The organism is Vibrio sp. 1CM24A (genome assembly GCF_023161725.1).
Lineage (GTDB): Bacteria > Pseudomonadota > Gammaproteobacteria > Enterobacterales > Vibrionaceae > Vibrio > Vibrio coralliirubri.
Map to the genome: position 1 here is coordinate 246,426 of NZ_JALNTS010000006.1, position 16,403 is coordinate 262,828.

General features: G+C 46.1%; 12 protein-coding genes. 9 read left to right on the forward strand and 3 right to left on the reverse strand.

Annotation, left to right across the window (positions count from 1 at the left end):
* Positions 1-520: 520 nt before the first annotated feature.
* The 6 genes from MSG38_RS14975 to sstT all read left to right on the forward strand — a co-directional run bounded on the left by MSG38_RS14975 (position 521) and on the right by sstT (position 6,361).
* Positions 521-1,441, forward strand: a complete 921-nt coding sequence (locus MSG38_RS14975) for a DUF368 domain-containing protein (protein ID WP_248402102.1) — start codon at positions 521-523, stop codon at positions 1,439-1,441.
* Positions 1,442-1,644: 203 nt separating this feature from the next.
* A complete protein-coding gene (locus MSG38_RS14980; protein WP_059017560.1) occupies positions 1,645-2,085 on the forward strand; it encodes a hypothetical protein in 441 nt (146 codons plus the stop codon).
* Positions 2,082-2,678, forward strand: coding sequence for an SCO family protein (locus tag MSG38_RS14985; RefSeq protein WP_050620424.1), 597 nt, complete (start codon positions 2,082-2,084; stop codon positions 2,676-2,678). The genes MSG38_RS14980 and MSG38_RS14985 overlap by 4 nt, the downstream gene beginning before the upstream one ends.
* A gap of 85 nt (positions 2,679-2,763) precedes the next feature.
* On the forward strand, positions 2,764-3,222 hold the full coding sequence (locus MSG38_RS14990; protein WP_048609827.1) for a copper chaperone PCu(A)C: 459 nt from the start codon (positions 2,764-2,766) through the stop codon (positions 3,220-3,222).
* Between the two features lie 468 nt (positions 3,223-3,690).
* Complete coding sequence (rsgA, locus tag MSG38_RS14995; protein WP_059017563.1) at positions 3,691-4,755, forward strand: ribosome small subunit-dependent GTPase A; 1,065 nt, start codon at positions 3,691-3,693, stop codon at positions 4,753-4,755.
* Between the two features lie 391 nt (positions 4,756-5,146).
* Entirely contained in the window at positions 5,147-6,361 is a 1,215-nt protein-coding gene (sstT, locus tag MSG38_RS15000) for a serine/threonine transporter SstT (protein WP_048609829.1), read from the forward strand.
* Between the two features lie 171 nt (positions 6,362-6,532).
* Here sstT and MSG38_RS15005 read toward each other — a convergent pair whose 3' ends face one another.
* The 3 genes from MSG38_RS15005 to MSG38_RS15015 form a co-directional block, all read right to left on the reverse strand.
* Positions 6,533-7,753, reverse strand: coding sequence for a tetratricopeptide repeat protein (locus MSG38_RS15005; protein ID WP_081322163.1), 1,221 nt, complete (start codon positions 7,751-7,753; stop codon positions 6,533-6,535).
* Between the two features lie 563 nt (positions 7,754-8,316).
* Complete coding sequence (locus tag MSG38_RS15010) at positions 8,317-8,919, reverse strand: response regulator (RefSeq protein WP_048609831.1); 603 nt, start codon at positions 8,917-8,919, stop codon at positions 8,317-8,319.
* Positions 8,920-8,930: 11 nt separating this feature from the next.
* Entirely contained in the window at positions 8,931-10,802 is a 1,872-nt protein-coding gene (locus MSG38_RS15015) for a sensor histidine kinase (protein WP_248402103.1), read from the reverse strand.
* Positions 10,803-11,023: 221 nt separating this feature from the next.
* Here MSG38_RS15015 and dsrO point away from each other — a divergent pair, with 221 nt between their 5' ends.
* From dsrO to MSG38_RS15030, 3 genes are read left to right on the forward strand one after another with little or no spacing between them, the layout of a single operon-like run.
* Positions 11,024-11,860: a sulfate reduction electron transfer complex DsrMKJOP subunit DsrO gene (gene dsrO / locus MSG38_RS15020; protein WP_059017569.1), complete on the forward strand. Its 837-nt coding sequence runs from the start codon at positions 11,024-11,026 to the stop codon at positions 11,858-11,860.
* Positions 11,857-12,990 carry an NrfD/PsrC family molybdoenzyme membrane anchor subunit gene (gene nrfD, locus MSG38_RS15025; RefSeq protein WP_059017571.1) on the forward strand — a complete coding sequence of 378 codons (1,134 nt, stop codon included), beginning with the start codon at positions 11,857-11,859 and terminating at the stop codon, positions 12,988-12,990. Before dsrO ends, nrfD begins: the two co-directional genes overlap by 4 nt.
* Before the next feature lie 14 nt (positions 12,991-13,004).
* Positions 13,005-16,097, forward strand: coding sequence for a tetrathionate reductase subunit A (locus tag MSG38_RS15030; protein WP_059017573.1), 3,093 nt, complete (start codon positions 13,005-13,007; stop codon positions 16,095-16,097).
* The last annotated feature ends 306 nt before the right edge of the window (positions 16,098-16,403 follow it).

Genomic DNA, 16,403 nt, shown 5'->3' on the forward strand with positions numbered 1-16,403 from the left:
GAAAAGTTTAAGCTAGTCGCCAATGGTGGCTAGCTTTTTTTTGCTTGGAACATGGGAAAATAGCAACTTACCAAACGACAGGCAAAAAAATAGCCAACCGCAATAATCGCGATTGGCTCTATATATTTGTGAACAAATCATAAGTTCACTAACAACGTCAGTTGGCTAGGTGACCCTCGGCTTAAGAAGGGTCAATGTTTTTAATGCAGTTAGCGTGCCAACTTTTATTCAACGTTTTATAAGCCCTGCATCGCATAAAAACCATGAATTTTTCATGCGAATTGCAAAGTGCATTTGCATAATGCAACCAAGATGCAATATTGATAAGAGATCAGTTTCATCGCTGCTCTTAATGACAAATTACTAAGTGGTTGTTATCTAAATGTTAGGCAAATATTCACTTCAACTTATTGCCTTACAATTAATAGAGTAATAAAAGCCCTTCCCCAAAAGCATATTCATACTTTTTTTACACTAAAGTTTGTATACTGCACAAAATCATCCTCAACTCTATGAAGCAATGAACTACTTAAGTACTTTTTTCAAAGGCATGGCAATGGGCGCAGCAGACGTTGTTCCTGGCGTGTCGGGCGGAACCATCGCATTCATCACTGGTATCTACGATACGCTACTAGAAAGCATTCGCAGAATTAACCCTAGCGTACTTGGCTTATGGAAACGCGAAGGCTTCAAAGCCGCGTTTAATCACATCAATGGTTTCTTCCTCATTTCACTGTTCGCGGGCGTATTCACAAGCATTGCGACATTCGCAAAATTGATTTCTTGGTTATTAGTCACCCACCCTGTTCCACTGTGGTCTTTCTTCTTCGGCCTGATCTTGGTGTCGGTTTTCCATATTCTTAAGCAAGTAGAGAAACGCGATATGATTCGCTTCGTGTTTTTGCTTCTTGGCGTTGCTTTCGCTTATAGCATTACCGTGCTTAAACCGCTGCAAATGGAACCATCCAGCATCAATGTTCTGATTGCGGGTGCGATTGCTATCTGTGCGATGATTTTGCCGGGTATCTCGGGCAGCTTTATTCTGCTCCTGATTGGCATGTATGGCCCCGTGCTTGGCGCCGTTAAATCATTTCAAGTCGATGTACTTGCGCTATTCCTTGCGGGCTGTGTGATCGGACTGCTGACTTTCTCGCACGTACTCTCTTGGTTACTGCGTTCATTCCGCGACTTCACATTGGTATTCTTAACCGGTTTGATGATCGGTACGCTGCCTAAGATCTGGCCTTGGAAAGAGACCATCAGCTGGCGCACAAACTCAAAAGGTGAACAAGTTCCTCTGATTCAAGAAAACCTATCACCGTTTGATTTTGAAGCGGTAACCTCTCAGCCTTCTCAGTTGGCCATGGCGATTGTGATGATGTTTGCTGCGATTGCATTGGTTTTAGGACTGGAAAAGTTCGCAGAGCGTAACGCTGACTAATCATTCAACGTATTTCTGGAACATGTTCAGAATGGATAGAACTTAGAAATACTAAGCTCACATATCTATTAAACAGACAAAAGCGAAGCCAATGGCTTCGCTTTTTTAGTTCTACCATACGCACAAAATTGCTTTTTGATACAAGCACGTATTGAGGGGTATGATAACATCGCCGCTCTTATAAAATTAGATGAGAACACGACATGCACTCTGCATTAAAGGTTGCTGCTGTTGGGATCGCTCTCGTGGCAGGCTTTTATGGGCCGCAAGCAATTCAGCAGTTTAAATCAGCGATGGAGCACTCAACTGCCGACGTCAACTTGGATGATTACTGCATGCTTTCAACCACATCATGTGAGCAAAAAGCGGTGGCGATGACACTCGATAGTGAGACGGCTCAGCCACTCGTTCCAAGTAAAATCAAAGTAGTTTGGGAAGGCGCAGCCTCTGACACATTAATGCTGTCACTCACTGGCTTAGAGATGGAAATGGGCTCGGCACGTTTTCAATTAAAGAATATTGGCGACAATACCTATGAAGGTGACGTGATTTTACCTGTGTGCACCATGGATAAAATGACTTGGCTTGGCGAACTCACCGATGGTGTTGAAACCGTAAACCCTGCAATAAGGATGGCAAGATGAGTAAGAATTGGTCGTTAGCATTAGTGGTAGCGTTTGTACTTGGCTTTGGTGTCAAAAGCTATCTTGATGGGCAAAACGAAGCTCAAGAGCAACACGCTGCAAAACAAGAGTTCTCTGCAACAACTCTTTTCGGCAAAGATAACCAGCCAACCGAAATCTTTGACCAAACCGATGACAGAATTCGTATCGTTTACTTCGGTTTCACACGCTGCCCAGATGTGTGCCCCACTTCTCTAGCGATGTTAGCCGGAGCACTTAACCAGGTTTCTGATGAAGCAAAAGCCAAGATTCGCCCGATGTTTGTCTCTCTTGACCCTGAGCGTGATGCAGCAGAAGCCTCATACGAATACGCACAATACTTCCACCCAATGATGGAAGGACTAAGTGGTCCGTTAGATGTGACAACCACGCTTGCACATAACTACGGTGTTATTTTCAGAAAGACCGAGCTGGAAGGTTCAGAGTTGGAATACACCCTTGACCACAGCTCATATTTCTATTTTTTAAAGCCCGACGGCACCTTGATTACTAAAGTGCCGCATACGTTAACGCCAGCGCCGATTGTTGAGGCCATCAACCAATTGACGCAGTAAAACGTAACAATAAAGAACTTAACCAATAAAGTTCGAACAAAAAAGTCAGGTCCCAGACCAAAACATAAAAATTAAGGACAACAACATGAAGTTAAAAGCACTTGCTCTAGCAGGCTTATTGCTCACTCCCCTTGCTCACGCCAATAGCGATATTATGGTTCATGACGCGTATGCTCGTGCAACACCGCCTTCAGCAGTGAACAGCGCGGTATTCACGACTCTGATGAACCACAGCGATAAAGATCGCGCTATTGTTTCTGCGACAACGCCAGCAGCAGGAAAGGTAGAACTTCATGATGTTATCGTTGACGGCGACGTAATGAAGATGCGCCAAGTTCAAGAGATCACAATCCCAGCGAATGGTGAAGCGGTACTTAAACCTGGCAGCCTACACATCATGCTGTTCGACCTAAAAAGCAGCCTAAAAGAGGGTGAGCAAATTGAGATGACGCTGACCTTCGCCAACGGTGAAACGCAGACCTTCGACGCACCAGTGAAGAAAGTAATGAGTGGCATGAAAAAGATGAACCACGACCATCATTAATCGTATTCACAATTGATAAAATAATTTAAGCCACGATGACTTCTCGCCATCGTGGCTTTTTGTTAAACTGAGCTCGCTTTTTATTCAAAGCCTGACACATTAATAAACCAAGGAGAATAGAAGATGATTGTAATGAACACACTAAAACTGGCAGTAAAAGTAACGCGTTAATTTGTTTGGTTAATCAAACTTAAACACCGATCTACCAACTTATCGTCACTCTTTGACGACCGCACACTTTTACCCGGTTTACTGTTGATCGTAAGTGATCAATATCTGCATGCCTGTAAAGCATGACTCAATCCGGGGTCCTATCTATTTTGAATTCGACCCAAGCTCAAACATTTTTGACGTCTCGACGCTTTTTGATCTGACTAACGCTTTTCGATCTCATCAACAATCTGGGGTCTTAACAAGAGGTTAATGCTCTCATAAGAAAAGAAAGCTCGCACGTCTGGGTAAATAGACATGAATTCACAAAACGCATTTTCTCATCCAATGTCACTTCAACAACTTGGATGGCAACCTGTATTCCAACAACAACTGACACTCGAAGACTATGACCATTCCGTCATTGCTCGTATCGTCGCACATCATCGTAGTGGCTATACCTTAGCGTCAGAGCAAGGTGAAATTGTTCTACCCATCCACCAAAACCAACCGGCAATGACCGTTGGCGACTGGGTGATTTTGAACTCTGATCTGCAATTCGACCGTTTACTAGACCGTCAATCGCTCTTCCGCCGTAAAGCAGCAGGCAGTCGCGTAGCTGAACAATATATTTCAGCCAATATCGACACGGTTTTTATCGTGGTTTCGTTAAATAACGACTTTAATCTAAGCCGCATCGAGCGTTATCTCGCTCTCGCTAATGAAGCGCAAGTTGAAGCCATTATCGTACTGACCAAGAAAGACTTGTGTGACGACTACCAAGACAAAGTACAACAAGTGCAAAGCCTAGATCCAATGCTGATGATCGAAGCCGTTAATAGCCTAGACCAAGACTCGACTCAAGTATTGTCACCTTGGTGTAAAACGGGCAAAACGGTGGCTTTAATGGGGTCGTCTGGTGTTGGGAAATCTACACTGGTCAACTCGCTGCTTGGGGAGGCTCAGCAAGCCACGGGTGGCATTCGTGAAGACGACAGCAAAGGCCGACATACAACCACGTCGCGCTCACTGCATTTACTGACATCGGGCGGCTTATTGCTTGATACGCCAGGAATGCGAGAGTTGCAACTTGCAGACTGCGCCGAAGGGGTAAGCGAAACCTTTTCTGATGTCGAAGAGTTAGCTATGCACTGTCGTTTCTCTGATTGCCATCATGAATCAGAACCTGGATGCAAAATACGCAAAGCCATTGAGAGTGGAGAGTTGTCTGAAAGACGATTTAATAACTATCAAAAGCTATTGCGAGAGCAAGCCAGAAATGGTGCCTCATTGGCAGAGCAACGTGCTAACAGTAAGCAGCTTTCGAAGATGTACAAAACCGTTCAATCAGAAAGTCGAAATCTTAAAAAAGCTTCTGACTAAACCTTTAAGTTAACGACTATAAGCTATATTTGAGACAAGCTTAGCCCCATAGTGTTAAACACGTGGGGCTTTTTGTTTCAATTTGGTCTTAGTGTGACTATTTATGCACACAATGTTCTTACCAATAGCCGTTTACATTTTCAAATTTACAGTATATTGAGTCTATTAAATGTCATTCTGCAGATTTATAGCTCAATCAAAACACATTTGATTAACATTTAGCTCTAAAAACACCACGTAGCGCAAACAATCACCCTAAAAGTAAACTATTCCTAGACACCCTCTTAGATCCCGCTAATATGACCGCCCATTCCACTAGTGTATAGTCGGATTTGGTACAACTTTATAAAAAGATACATCACTATAATAAATTAACAATTGCAGGTATTTTATGCAAAATCACAACATGCTCGCCCGCATCGCTCGTGGAAATCTCGTTCTACAGATCCTTGCTGGTATTGTTTTCGGTGTCGTTCTCGCCATGGTTTCTCCTTCAGCAGCTCAAGATGCAGGCCTACTAGGTAGTCTGTTTGTTGGTGCTCTGAAAGCTGTTGCCCCAATTTTAGTATTCATTCTTGTTGCAGCTTCTATCGCAAACCAAAAGAAAGGTCAGCATACTCATATGCGTCCAATCATTGTGCTTTACCTGATTGGTACGTTCTCTGCTGCACTGACTGCTGTAGTACTGAGCTTCATGTTCCCAACCACTTTGACACTGGTTGCTGGCGCTGAAGGTGCTAACCCTCCTCAAGGTATCGCGGAAGTTCTTCATACCCTTCTATTCAAGCTTGTAGATAACCCAGTTAGTGCGCTAATGAACGCGAACTACATCGGTATTCTTGCTTGGGCAATCGGTCTTGGTCTTGCACTGCACCACGCATCTGCAACAACCAAAGCGGTTTTCGAAGACCTTAGCCACAGTGTTTCACACATTGTTCGCTTCATTATCCGTCTTGCGCCATTTGGTATCTTCGGTCTTGTTTCGACAACATTCGCAACAACGGGCTTCGATGCACTAGCAAGCTACGGTCAACTGCTAGCGGTTCTACTAAGCTCAATGCTGATCATTGCACTTGTGGTTAACCCACTGCTTGTATTTGCAAAAACAAAACAGAACCCATACCCACTTGTACTGCAATGTATTCGTGAATCTGGTGTAACGGCATTCTTCACTCGTTCAAGTGCTGCAAACATCCCTGTGAACATGAACCTTTGTAAGAAGCTAAACCTAGACGAAGATACTTACTCTGTATCTATCCCACTAGGTGCAACGATCAACATGGCGGGTGCTGCAATCACTATCACTGTGTTAACACTTGCTGCTGTCCACACAATGGGTATTGAGATTGATATCTTCACTGCGATTCTATTAAGCCTTGTTGCTGCAATTTCAGCATGTGGCGCATCGGGTGTTGCTGGCGGTTCACTACTGCTTATCCCACTAGCGTGTGGTCTATTCGGTATTTCTAACGATGTAGCGATGCAGGTTGTAGCGGTTGGTTTCATTATCGGTGTGATTCAAGATTCAGCTGAAACAGCGCTTAACAGTTCAACAGACGTCGTGTTCACTGCGGCTGTATGTAAAGCTGAGCAAAACAAAGCTTAATAAGCTCTTAGGTATTCGGCTTTCGCTCTAAGCTCTAAGCTCTAAGCTCTAAGCTCTAAAAGCAAATAGCACATAAATAAAAAGGGAAGCGTCAGCTTCCCTTTTTGTTGTCTTGAGTTTCTCGATTAGAGCTAAACGACCTATCAACCGTACACAACCAATGGGTGCAACTTACTGGTTTCTGTTCCAGTTAGACTCAACAGCGGACTGACTGAAATCTAGAGGGTTACTATTTGGGGTCGCTTGTCCCTCTGTTGATGCTTGTTCGCTGTTAGGTTGCTGGCTGTAATCAACATTCGTATCTTGAGCACTCGCCGATTGAGTATCTAAATGGCTCGCATCTACATTTAGCGCCTCACCTTCTTCATCAGACGCTTCTTTCACTTTCTTCGGAATCGGTATATTACGCTTGTAGAGCTTGTTGAGCGCTTTAATGATTGAGTGCTTCGTGATTGCTTCTTGGGTCAGCTTAGTCATTATCGGCTTAGTCAGAGCTTGTAAGCCCACGACTGCATCCACACCAAGCTCTCCACCTACTTTATCTCTCAAATGTTTGGCTTCTGAGTAACCAAAATGAGCTGATAGGAATAACCAGATATAAGCGATAGCGTTGCCGTGTTCACCATGGTCGATCCAAGCTTCGCCTGCTCTAAACATCGCTTCTGCACTGTTCTTTTCCGCAGCCGTCTCAAACCAGTAAACAGCCTCACCATGGTTAGGCTCAACACCCACACCGTTCAAGTAACTCATACCGAGTTTGATCTTGCCGTCTAGGTTGTTTTTTTCAGCGGCCTTTTGGTACCACTCGACAGAACTCTCAGCTGAGTAGTCTGGGTTTTCTTTATCGAGACACCAGTCACCGATAAACAGCATCGCTTCGGTATTACCACCAGCCGCTGACTCTTCAATATAGGTATAGCCCTTAGGGATGTTCTTATCGGTTCCGCGACCAAAGACGAGCGCTTTGCCCATCTCGAATTTCGCCGATACGTCATTGTCTAAAGCAGAGATTGCTAGCTGCCAAAAGTTGGCTTTCTCTCTTAAGATGAGGTCTTCTTTGCGCTTCATGCTTAGGCGTACAATGCCGTACATGCCATTGACATTATCGAGTTGCGCCGCTTTGTCGTACCAATACAGAGCTTCCTTAATATTGTTACGTTCCGCTTCTTTTGCCAAATACAGAATCGACGGTACATGACCGGTTTCGGCTTTGAAGTGACGCTCTTTTTGCTCTTGTATGCGCGCTTTTTCAATCGCTTTTCGGTAAGCGACAGCACGAGCCTTGCGTTCTTGTTCCAAGCGCTGCTTTCTTAGCGATAAAGAGATCAACCACACGGCGACAAGTATTAACGAAAGAGCCGTCGCACCAATTGCGATTCCCATTGTACTCATAAAATATTTTAACCTAACTCGGCTGATATCAGCCTCGGTGTCGAGGAGTTATCAACCTATAGTGAATGTTTCGAATTACAGGGAAAAGCGCCGTTATTAAAACGTTCCGCCCTAAAATGAACTCAGTTCAGTATCTCAGGAATACATAACGATAAAAAGTCTACTTAGACCTATCCGTACGCACTCCATAAATGATGTGATCTTGCTTCAATATCGTTTACTTATGAAGACCACCTTTCATTAGGAAATCACTAGGGCGTGTTGACCTTTCGTGGTTAAATTTTGTTCGAGATAAAAGCGTTTTAATCGCGGCGAGGGGGAAGTAGCCTAGTCACTCTAAGCAAATCTCCCTCAACAAAGAGTAAAACGCTTTTAGCCGAACCCTTCGGGCAGCGTTTGCTAGTCATTTCTACTACGTTATCGGCTTCTCATGTAGTCTAGCTACACATCAAAGCCTCTGCCTTGTATAAATACCCAGCAACTCGCTGCAAAAACCAGCTCGAAAGATCAACACGCCCTAGTAAAGGGAATGATTTTCCACTCTCTATCTCTTACATTTATGGTTAGGTAAGCTGCCCATAAATGTATGCCAACTCAGCGACCGTTTTCGCAGAAAACTTCTTCATCAAACTCGCTCGGTGTACTTCCACAGTTCTCATTGCAATGCACAATTCATCGGCTATTTTCTGGTTACGCTTACCGTCGATAATTTGTTTGAGGATGTCTATCTCACGCTCGGTTAACGACGCGTACGCTTGGCGATACACGTTCATGTGTAAGTGCTTTTCAGAAGCGTCCAAACCTTGTTTGATCGCCTCAGCTAACTCATTACCTTTAACAGGCTTTTGAAAGAAATTCACCGCGCCGGCTTGTAAGGCTTCAACCGCCATTGGCACATCACCGTGACCCGTCAGATAAATCACCGACAGTGGGCTCTGCGCTTTCACCATCAACTCATGAACTTGCTGCCCTCTCATCTCTGGCATTCGGCTGTCTAAAACCACACAACCCGGCGCACTCAAATCCACTGAGTCCAAAAAACTCGGGCCATCTTCAAAAGCTGACACAGTGAAATCATGCTCTTCTAATAGGAACACCAACGAGTCGCGCATCGACTCATCGTCATCAACCACATAGACAGGAAGCCTTTGATGAAGTTCAGACATAACAAGATTCCTTATGAATCATTTGAAAGAGAGAAAGGCAGTGTCACCGCAACATGGCATCCATGTGGGGTGAGTGACGTGATCGTCATTTGACCACTGTGATCTTCAATAACATCTTGGCAAATCGCGAGCCCAAGCCCCAAGCCATTTTCTTTGTTACTCACAAAGGCTTGAGTCACTTCTTGTTCAGTGAAATCTAAGCCCGTTCCGTTATCGATAATCGACAACATCATTTTATCCGGTTGATACTCGGTAATCACTTTAATTGTCGCCGGCTCACTATTTTTGTTATCAATATCAGACGCAGCGCTTTGTTCGCGATGCTGTTGTGCATTACACGCGTCCGTTGCATTGTTGATCAGGTTTACAATCACCTGTTGCAAACCCACAGAGTCAACATTTAGTTTGATAGGCTTACCTACGGCATAGCGTTCAATGGTTATCTTGTGCTTGTGTAATCGGAATTGCAGTAACTCAATGGTGTCTGTAAGCAGCTGCTCGATATCGGTCTGAGACTTCTCTGATGAGCGTTTTTTGATCATGTTTCTCAAGCGCTGGATGATGGCGTCAGCACGATCCACTTGCGACTGAATCTTCTCAAATACAGGCTCTATATCTGTCAGCGGTTTGTTCTTCGAAATCCGCAGTAAACCACCTTCGCTATAGTTACGAATCGCCGCCAAAGGCTGATTGATCTCGTGTGCTAAGCTGCTTCCAAGTTCACCAACCACAGCTATGCGCTGTGAATGTTCTAGCTGTTCACTCTTGCTTTTCAGCTTGTGCAACGTGGCTTCTAACTGTTTTTTGCTGCGGCTGAATTTGTATTCCAACCAAAAGTGGTAAGCATTCAATAGCACCACCAGAATAAAGAACGCCCATGCCCACTGCTGATTGTACTTGAGCCAGATTAACGCCTCTTTCCACCAAGGTTGTTGCAGTGGGTGCATGTCGAGTTGTTGATAAAGCTTGTCTATCGAGAGCAAACTTGTCGGTGACGTCCACCCCGATGCATTCGCTGCAATGGCCGGTGCACTACTCTTAGGCATCGCAAATAACACCTGACTCATCTGTTTAGCCAGTGCCGAAGAAGCCCGCTCTGTCTTGGCGAACGACCAGTTGGGGTACAACGGCGTAGACACTTGGCATCGGAACCCTTCTGGCGCTTGATTCTCGATAATTCGATATTGCCCCGCCACCAGCAAACCTTCACTGATCATGTTCTCAACTAAACAGCTTGGTACGACAGCCGCTTCAATGTGCCCTTCACGCAGTTGATACAAGCTGGCGTCGATCGGGAAACCTAAAAATTGGGTGTTAGAGAAAAAGTGGTTGGGATTAAGCCCTTGCTGCATCACTTGATAACGCATTGTTAGATAGCCACCGAATGCATTTTCAGATACTGCCGCAATCGGCTTACCGCTCAATTGTTCTAGAGAGATATAAGGTGACATTCTTCTCACCACCAAGGCAGAGCCAATACTTCGGGTATTGCTGATGCTTCGATCTTCGAAGTTATGGCTGGTCATAGTCGCCATCCAAGAGAGGTCATATTGACGCCCTAATCGAACCGCCTGACCCGGGTTGGTGATGACAAAGTCGACCTCAACACCTTTTACCGCATCAGCCATCTCTTCCAAGTTGAAAGGCTTGAGAACAAAGTGTTTGCCGGGAATGCGCTCCGACAACCAATCCATCGTCGGCTGCCAGCGCTGCTGCGCGGAAAGCTTGCCTCGGATAGCCAGCACACCGACCTCAATAACCTGCTCCGACTCAACAGTGCTTGTCGCTGTAATCTCTTGCTCCGTTTGAGCGGCTAAACACATTCCTGCAGTTAGGCTCAACCAACAAAGGCTAACGATTGATATTAGGTTTCGGATTGTCACTAAAATCTCTTTCTCCACACTGACGGCATGTTCACACTCAACTAACGCATCGAAGACACGTTAAATAGAGCTTTTAAACAAAGCATAACAGCTAGATTGGTAAAACCACATTTGTTCTAGATCAACTTTGATCTGGGTATGTGGAAATCCACAATACCCCGCGTACGCCCAAAATCTGACAATGAGCCCAACAGATAGAATAGTCATTTATAGGTACCAACATGGACTCATTGAAAAGACGGTTTCTCAGCCAATTCGGCAAGGTTTCCGCTGGTGCTGCGCTCATTCCCATCACCGGAATCAACACCGCAGTCGCAAGCACAGCCATTCGCAATAACAACCAACCTGACCGCAAAGGCGAAGTAGGTAAACGCTACGCCATGGCGGTTGATTTACGTAAATGCGTTGGCTGTCAGGCGTGCACCGTTGGCTGTAGCGTTGAAAACCAAGCGCCAATTGGCCAGTTCAGAACCACCGTAAAACAGTATGAAGTCTCCCTTGATGATGGTTCGACGGCTCAACAAGACGTGAAGTCATTCATGTTGCCTCGTCTGTGTAACCACTGCGACGATGCTCCGTGCATCAAGGTTTGTCCTGTTCAAGCGACCTTCCAACGTGAAGATGGCATTGTAATGGTCGACAACGAACGCTGCGTAGCTTGTGCTTACTGTGTTCAAGCCTGCCCTTACGACGCTCGTTTCATCAATAACGACACCCTTACTGCAGACAAATGTACCTTCTGTGCACACCGCCTTGAAGATGGCTTGCTGCCCGCTTGTGTCGAAACCTGTGTTGGTGGTGCGCGCGTTATTGGTGACCTCAAAGATCCAAACAGCGAGATCAACCGCCTGCTTAATGAAAACCAAAACGACATCAAGGTGCTCAAGCCAGAGCAAAATACCAACCCACATGTTTTCTATATCGGCATGAACGAACGTTTCGTTAGTCATATCGAAGGTCAGCCTGCGATTTATGATCCAGCCGCCATTGATAACTCATCCTCTAGCGAACAAGCATTGGCAATCGCGACACAAGGCAAACAAGGAGAGACAGCATGAATATCACTGAAGTGTTAGTTCCCGCTCAAGATATCGCTTGGCTACCGTGGGCAGTTCAGTATTTCTTCTACATAGGTTCGGCTTACGCGGCGGCGATTCTGTTTTTGATTGCCCTGATATTTAAAAATTCAACCAGTCATCAATTTCGTGCAGCCCTTGTGCTTGTGATGGCAATCGGCGCGATTGTTGGGCCATTAGCGCTTACTGGTGACTTGCATCAACCCGGACGTGCGTGGCATTTCTATGCTCACATCACACCTTGGTCATGGATGTCATTGGGCTCTCTGTTTCTACCTTTGTTTTCTGGTCTGGCTGTTACGACTGCTTGGGTTTACCTGCGTGATGACATCGCACAGCTCAAAGAGAGTGAAAATCCGCTTTTAAAACGCTTGTCTTGGTTAACACTGGGGCAATGGCAGGTATCGACAAAAGTGATGATTGCGTTAGCCGCTGCAACTGCATTATCAGGTCTAAGCATCGCGCTTTATACAGGTGCAGAGATTGCGATTTTGGCGAGCCGACCGCTTTGGCATCAACCGGCTTCTCCGTTGCTTTGGTTCACAACGGCATTCTTTGCTGCAACCGGTTTAACCCTATTAATTTGGGCTCTACTGCCTTCAAGCAAGCCAAGCTTAAAACCAACAGATCTCGCTCTAGTACAAAGAACCATTACCTTAACGGGTGGCCTTGCCATCATTCTTACGTCGATTTGGGCATCTAACCATGGTCATTTCAACCTGTATGAGAACGACGCTTGGGGTATCAACCTAGGCATCATGACTACTAGTATTTTACTTTGCATGATCTTGGTTCTTCCGCTGCAGCGTCTATCGCAAAGCAAACTAGGAATTATCTGTGTAGCGCTTGCGACCATCGTTTCAGCATGGGCAGTACGTTGGGTCACCATGATGGAAGTTCAAACCATTCCACGCTTTGATGTGGGCGCATTCCCTTATGAATTGCCAATGGGTAGCTCAGGTTTACTTGGCATTGTTGGTATGTGTGGCCTGTGGCTAGCACTTGCGTTGTTCGCCTCTGAGATCGTGTCAACTCGATCTACACCTAAGACAATATTGAAGCCAAACCACAATACATCATCGTCACCACTTAACCGCTCACATAGCTTGTAGTCTGAGGAATCATCATGGATAACAAACGTCGTCAATTTTTGAAAACAGGCCTTGCTGCCGGTGGTGTTGGAGCTTTTTCTGCAGGTTATGCGACAACCACAAAGCACATGGTTCACGGTGCTATCGATGGCACCGCGGGTAAGAAAACCAACCACATCCACCACGGTAATTCGTTAGAGACGGAATACAGTGTCGACGAGCAGGGTAAGATCTCGCCAAATCCAAACCAACGCGTGGCACCATCAATGTGTTTTGGTTGCTGGACATTGTGTGGCTTGCGTGTACGTATCGATAACCGCAATGACGAGATCTTACGTATCTCAGGCAACCCGTACCACCCGCTATCAAGTGATCAGCAAATCCCTTTCAAAACACCAGTAAAAGACGCCTACATTGGCTTGTCTGGTGAATCTGGTATCAATAACCGCTCGACTGCCTGCGCCCGTGGTAATGGTATGTTAGAGATTCAAAACAGCCCTTACCGAATCACTCAACCGCTCAAACGTGTCGGTAAGCGTGGTGAAGGCAAGTGGGAACCGATCAGCTACGAACAACTTATCTCTGAGATCACCGAAGGTGGTGACTTGTTCGGTGAAGGCGAAGTAGAAGGCTTACGTTCGATTCGTGATATCGAAACCCCACTCGATCCGAACAACCCTGAATACGGACCAAAAGCGAACCAGTTATTGGTGACTAATGCCGGAAATGAAGGCCGTGACGACATCTTGAAGCGCTTTGCATTTAACAGCTACGGCACACGCAACTTTGGTCACCACGGCTCTTACTGTGGTTACGCATTCCGTGCAGGTTCAGGCGCGATCATGAACGATCTAGACAAGTTCTCGCACTTAAAGCCCGACTTCAACAACGCAGAGTTCATTCTTTTCATCGGTATGTCTCCGGCTCAAGCGGGTAACCCATTTAAGCGTCAAGCAAGACAGCTGGCTGAGGCTCGTACCAACGGAAAACTCAGCTACACCATTGTCACTCCAAGCCTTCCAGCAGGATCGTCAAGCCTTGCAGCGGGCGATCGCAACAACTGGCTGCCGATCAAACCGGGCACTGACTCAGCATTAGTTCTGGGTATGATCCAGTGGATCATCGAAAACCAGCGCTACAATCACAACTTCTTGTCTCGCCCAAGTGCGCAAGCGATGAAGAAAGCAGGCACCACACACTGGTGTAACGCATCTCACCTCGTGATCAGTGACGAATCGCACCCACAAAATGGGCGTATGCTTCGTGCATCGGATATGGGGTTGCTCGAAGCTGGCGAACCGATGTCTGACGATGACGGATTTATTGCACTAGATGTGACAACGTCACTGCCATCATCACATATTCAGGTGAATGAAGCGGCTCTGTTCGTCGATCAAGATGTAGAAATCGATGGTCAGACTGTTCGCGTTAAATCTTCTCTACAAAGATTGAAAGAAGAAGCCTTCAAATATGACCTTGCTTACTACAGCGAGCAGTGTGAAATCCCACAAGACCAGATTATTGCGCTAGCGAAACGCTTTACCAGCTACGGTACAAAAGCAGTCGTGGATACTCACGGTGGCAACATGCACACCAACGGCTTCTACAACTCGTTCTCTATTCTGATGCTGAACGCGCTGATCGGTAACATCAACGCGAAAGGCGGTGCGATGGCGAAAGCGGGTGGCTACCCGACTTCGGTTGCAGGTCCTCGTTACGACTTTACTAAGTTTAAAGATAAGACTAAGCCTCAAGGTGTATTCTTGTCCCGCAGCAAGTTCCCGTACCAAAAAACCAGCGAATACAAACGTCGCGTTGCCGCAGGCGAGTCACCTTACCCGACACGCGCGCCGTGGTACCCAATCTCAGCACCGCTTTTAACTGAGCACTTATCAGCTGCGATTGATGGCTACCCTTACCGAGCAAAGGCATGGATCAACCACATGGCGAACCCACTTTATGGTGTTCCGGGTTTAGACAACTTGCTGGGTGAAAAGCTTAAGGATCCAAAACAGCTTGGTTTGATCGTGTCTATCGATGCCTTCATCAATGAGACCACAGCATTATCGGATTACCTCGTGCCAGACACAGTGACCTACGAAAGCTGGGGCATGGCAACACCTTGGCATGGCGTCGCGACTAAAGCGATCACCGCTCGTTGGCCGATTGTCGAACCTAAAACCTCACGCACTCAAGACGGACGTGCCATCAACCTAGAGAACTTCTTTATTGATCTAGCGAAAACGCTTGGCCTAGGTGGCTTCGGCGACAACGTAATCAAAGACAATCAAGGTAACTGGCACGGTATTCATAGCGCTGAAGACTTCTACCTGCGCTCGGCTGCTAACTTAGCGTTCGTAAAAGGTGGCGTGCCGAATGTCGATGCGGAAGATATTGTTTGGTCTGGTCTAGAACGCCTAGTGCCTGTGATGAACAAAACGCTCAAGCCTGAAGAGATGCTCAAAGTAGCGTATATCTTTGCTCGTGGCGGCCGTTTTGAAGATGCCACCAATGCCTACACCAATGAAACCATGAAGTACAAATGGACCAAACCACTGGCTATTTGGAATGAAAAGCTCGGTACTTCTCGCAACACCATCAGTGGTGAGCAGTACATGGGTTGCCCGACATGGTATCCACAAAAACTTGCAGACGGCACACCTTTGGCAGAGCAGTTCCCAGCAAAAGAATGGCCATTTACGCTAACCAACTTTAAGTCCAATATTCACAGTGCGGTCTCTAACTTGTCACCACGATTAGAATCCATTAAGGGAGTAAATCCAGTTTACATCCACCCGCAAGACGCCTCTTCTGCGGGTATCAAAACCGGTGACGTGTTTGCTATTGAAACACCGAGCTCAACCACACATGCGTTGGCGATGGTGATTGATGGCATCAAACCGGGAACATTAGGCTTTGAACACGGCTTTGGTCATAAAGAACTCGGTGAGCGTGCCCACTGGATCGATGACACACAACAACCTGTGAAGATGAAGTCGAACGATGGCGTTAACATCAATGATATAGGCTTGATCGACCCGACCAGAGAAGGCAAAGGCGTGATGTTGGATTGGGTTGTAGGCGCAGCAGCAAGACAAGCGCTTCCGGCTAAAATCCACAAAGTCTAGACGTTCAAACCTCCCCTATTTCAGTCAAATCAAGACTGAGCACAGTAGAGCAACTTCGTCATTCGAGGTTGCTCTTCTTTTTCTAACCTATTCAACGCCAAAGCATCAATTCTTCACATCACTTCCCTGCAAGTTTCTCACCTAGCCCCATCAAGCGTCTATGTTTATACAATCGGTGCCATAAAGAGCCTTAACAAGCAGTTACACCGAGGCGAACATGGCAGTTCCCTTGCACTTAGTTAACGGCAGTTGGATTCGCCTATTGAAATCCACATCAATACCATCATGGTGACTGAGGTTATTAAT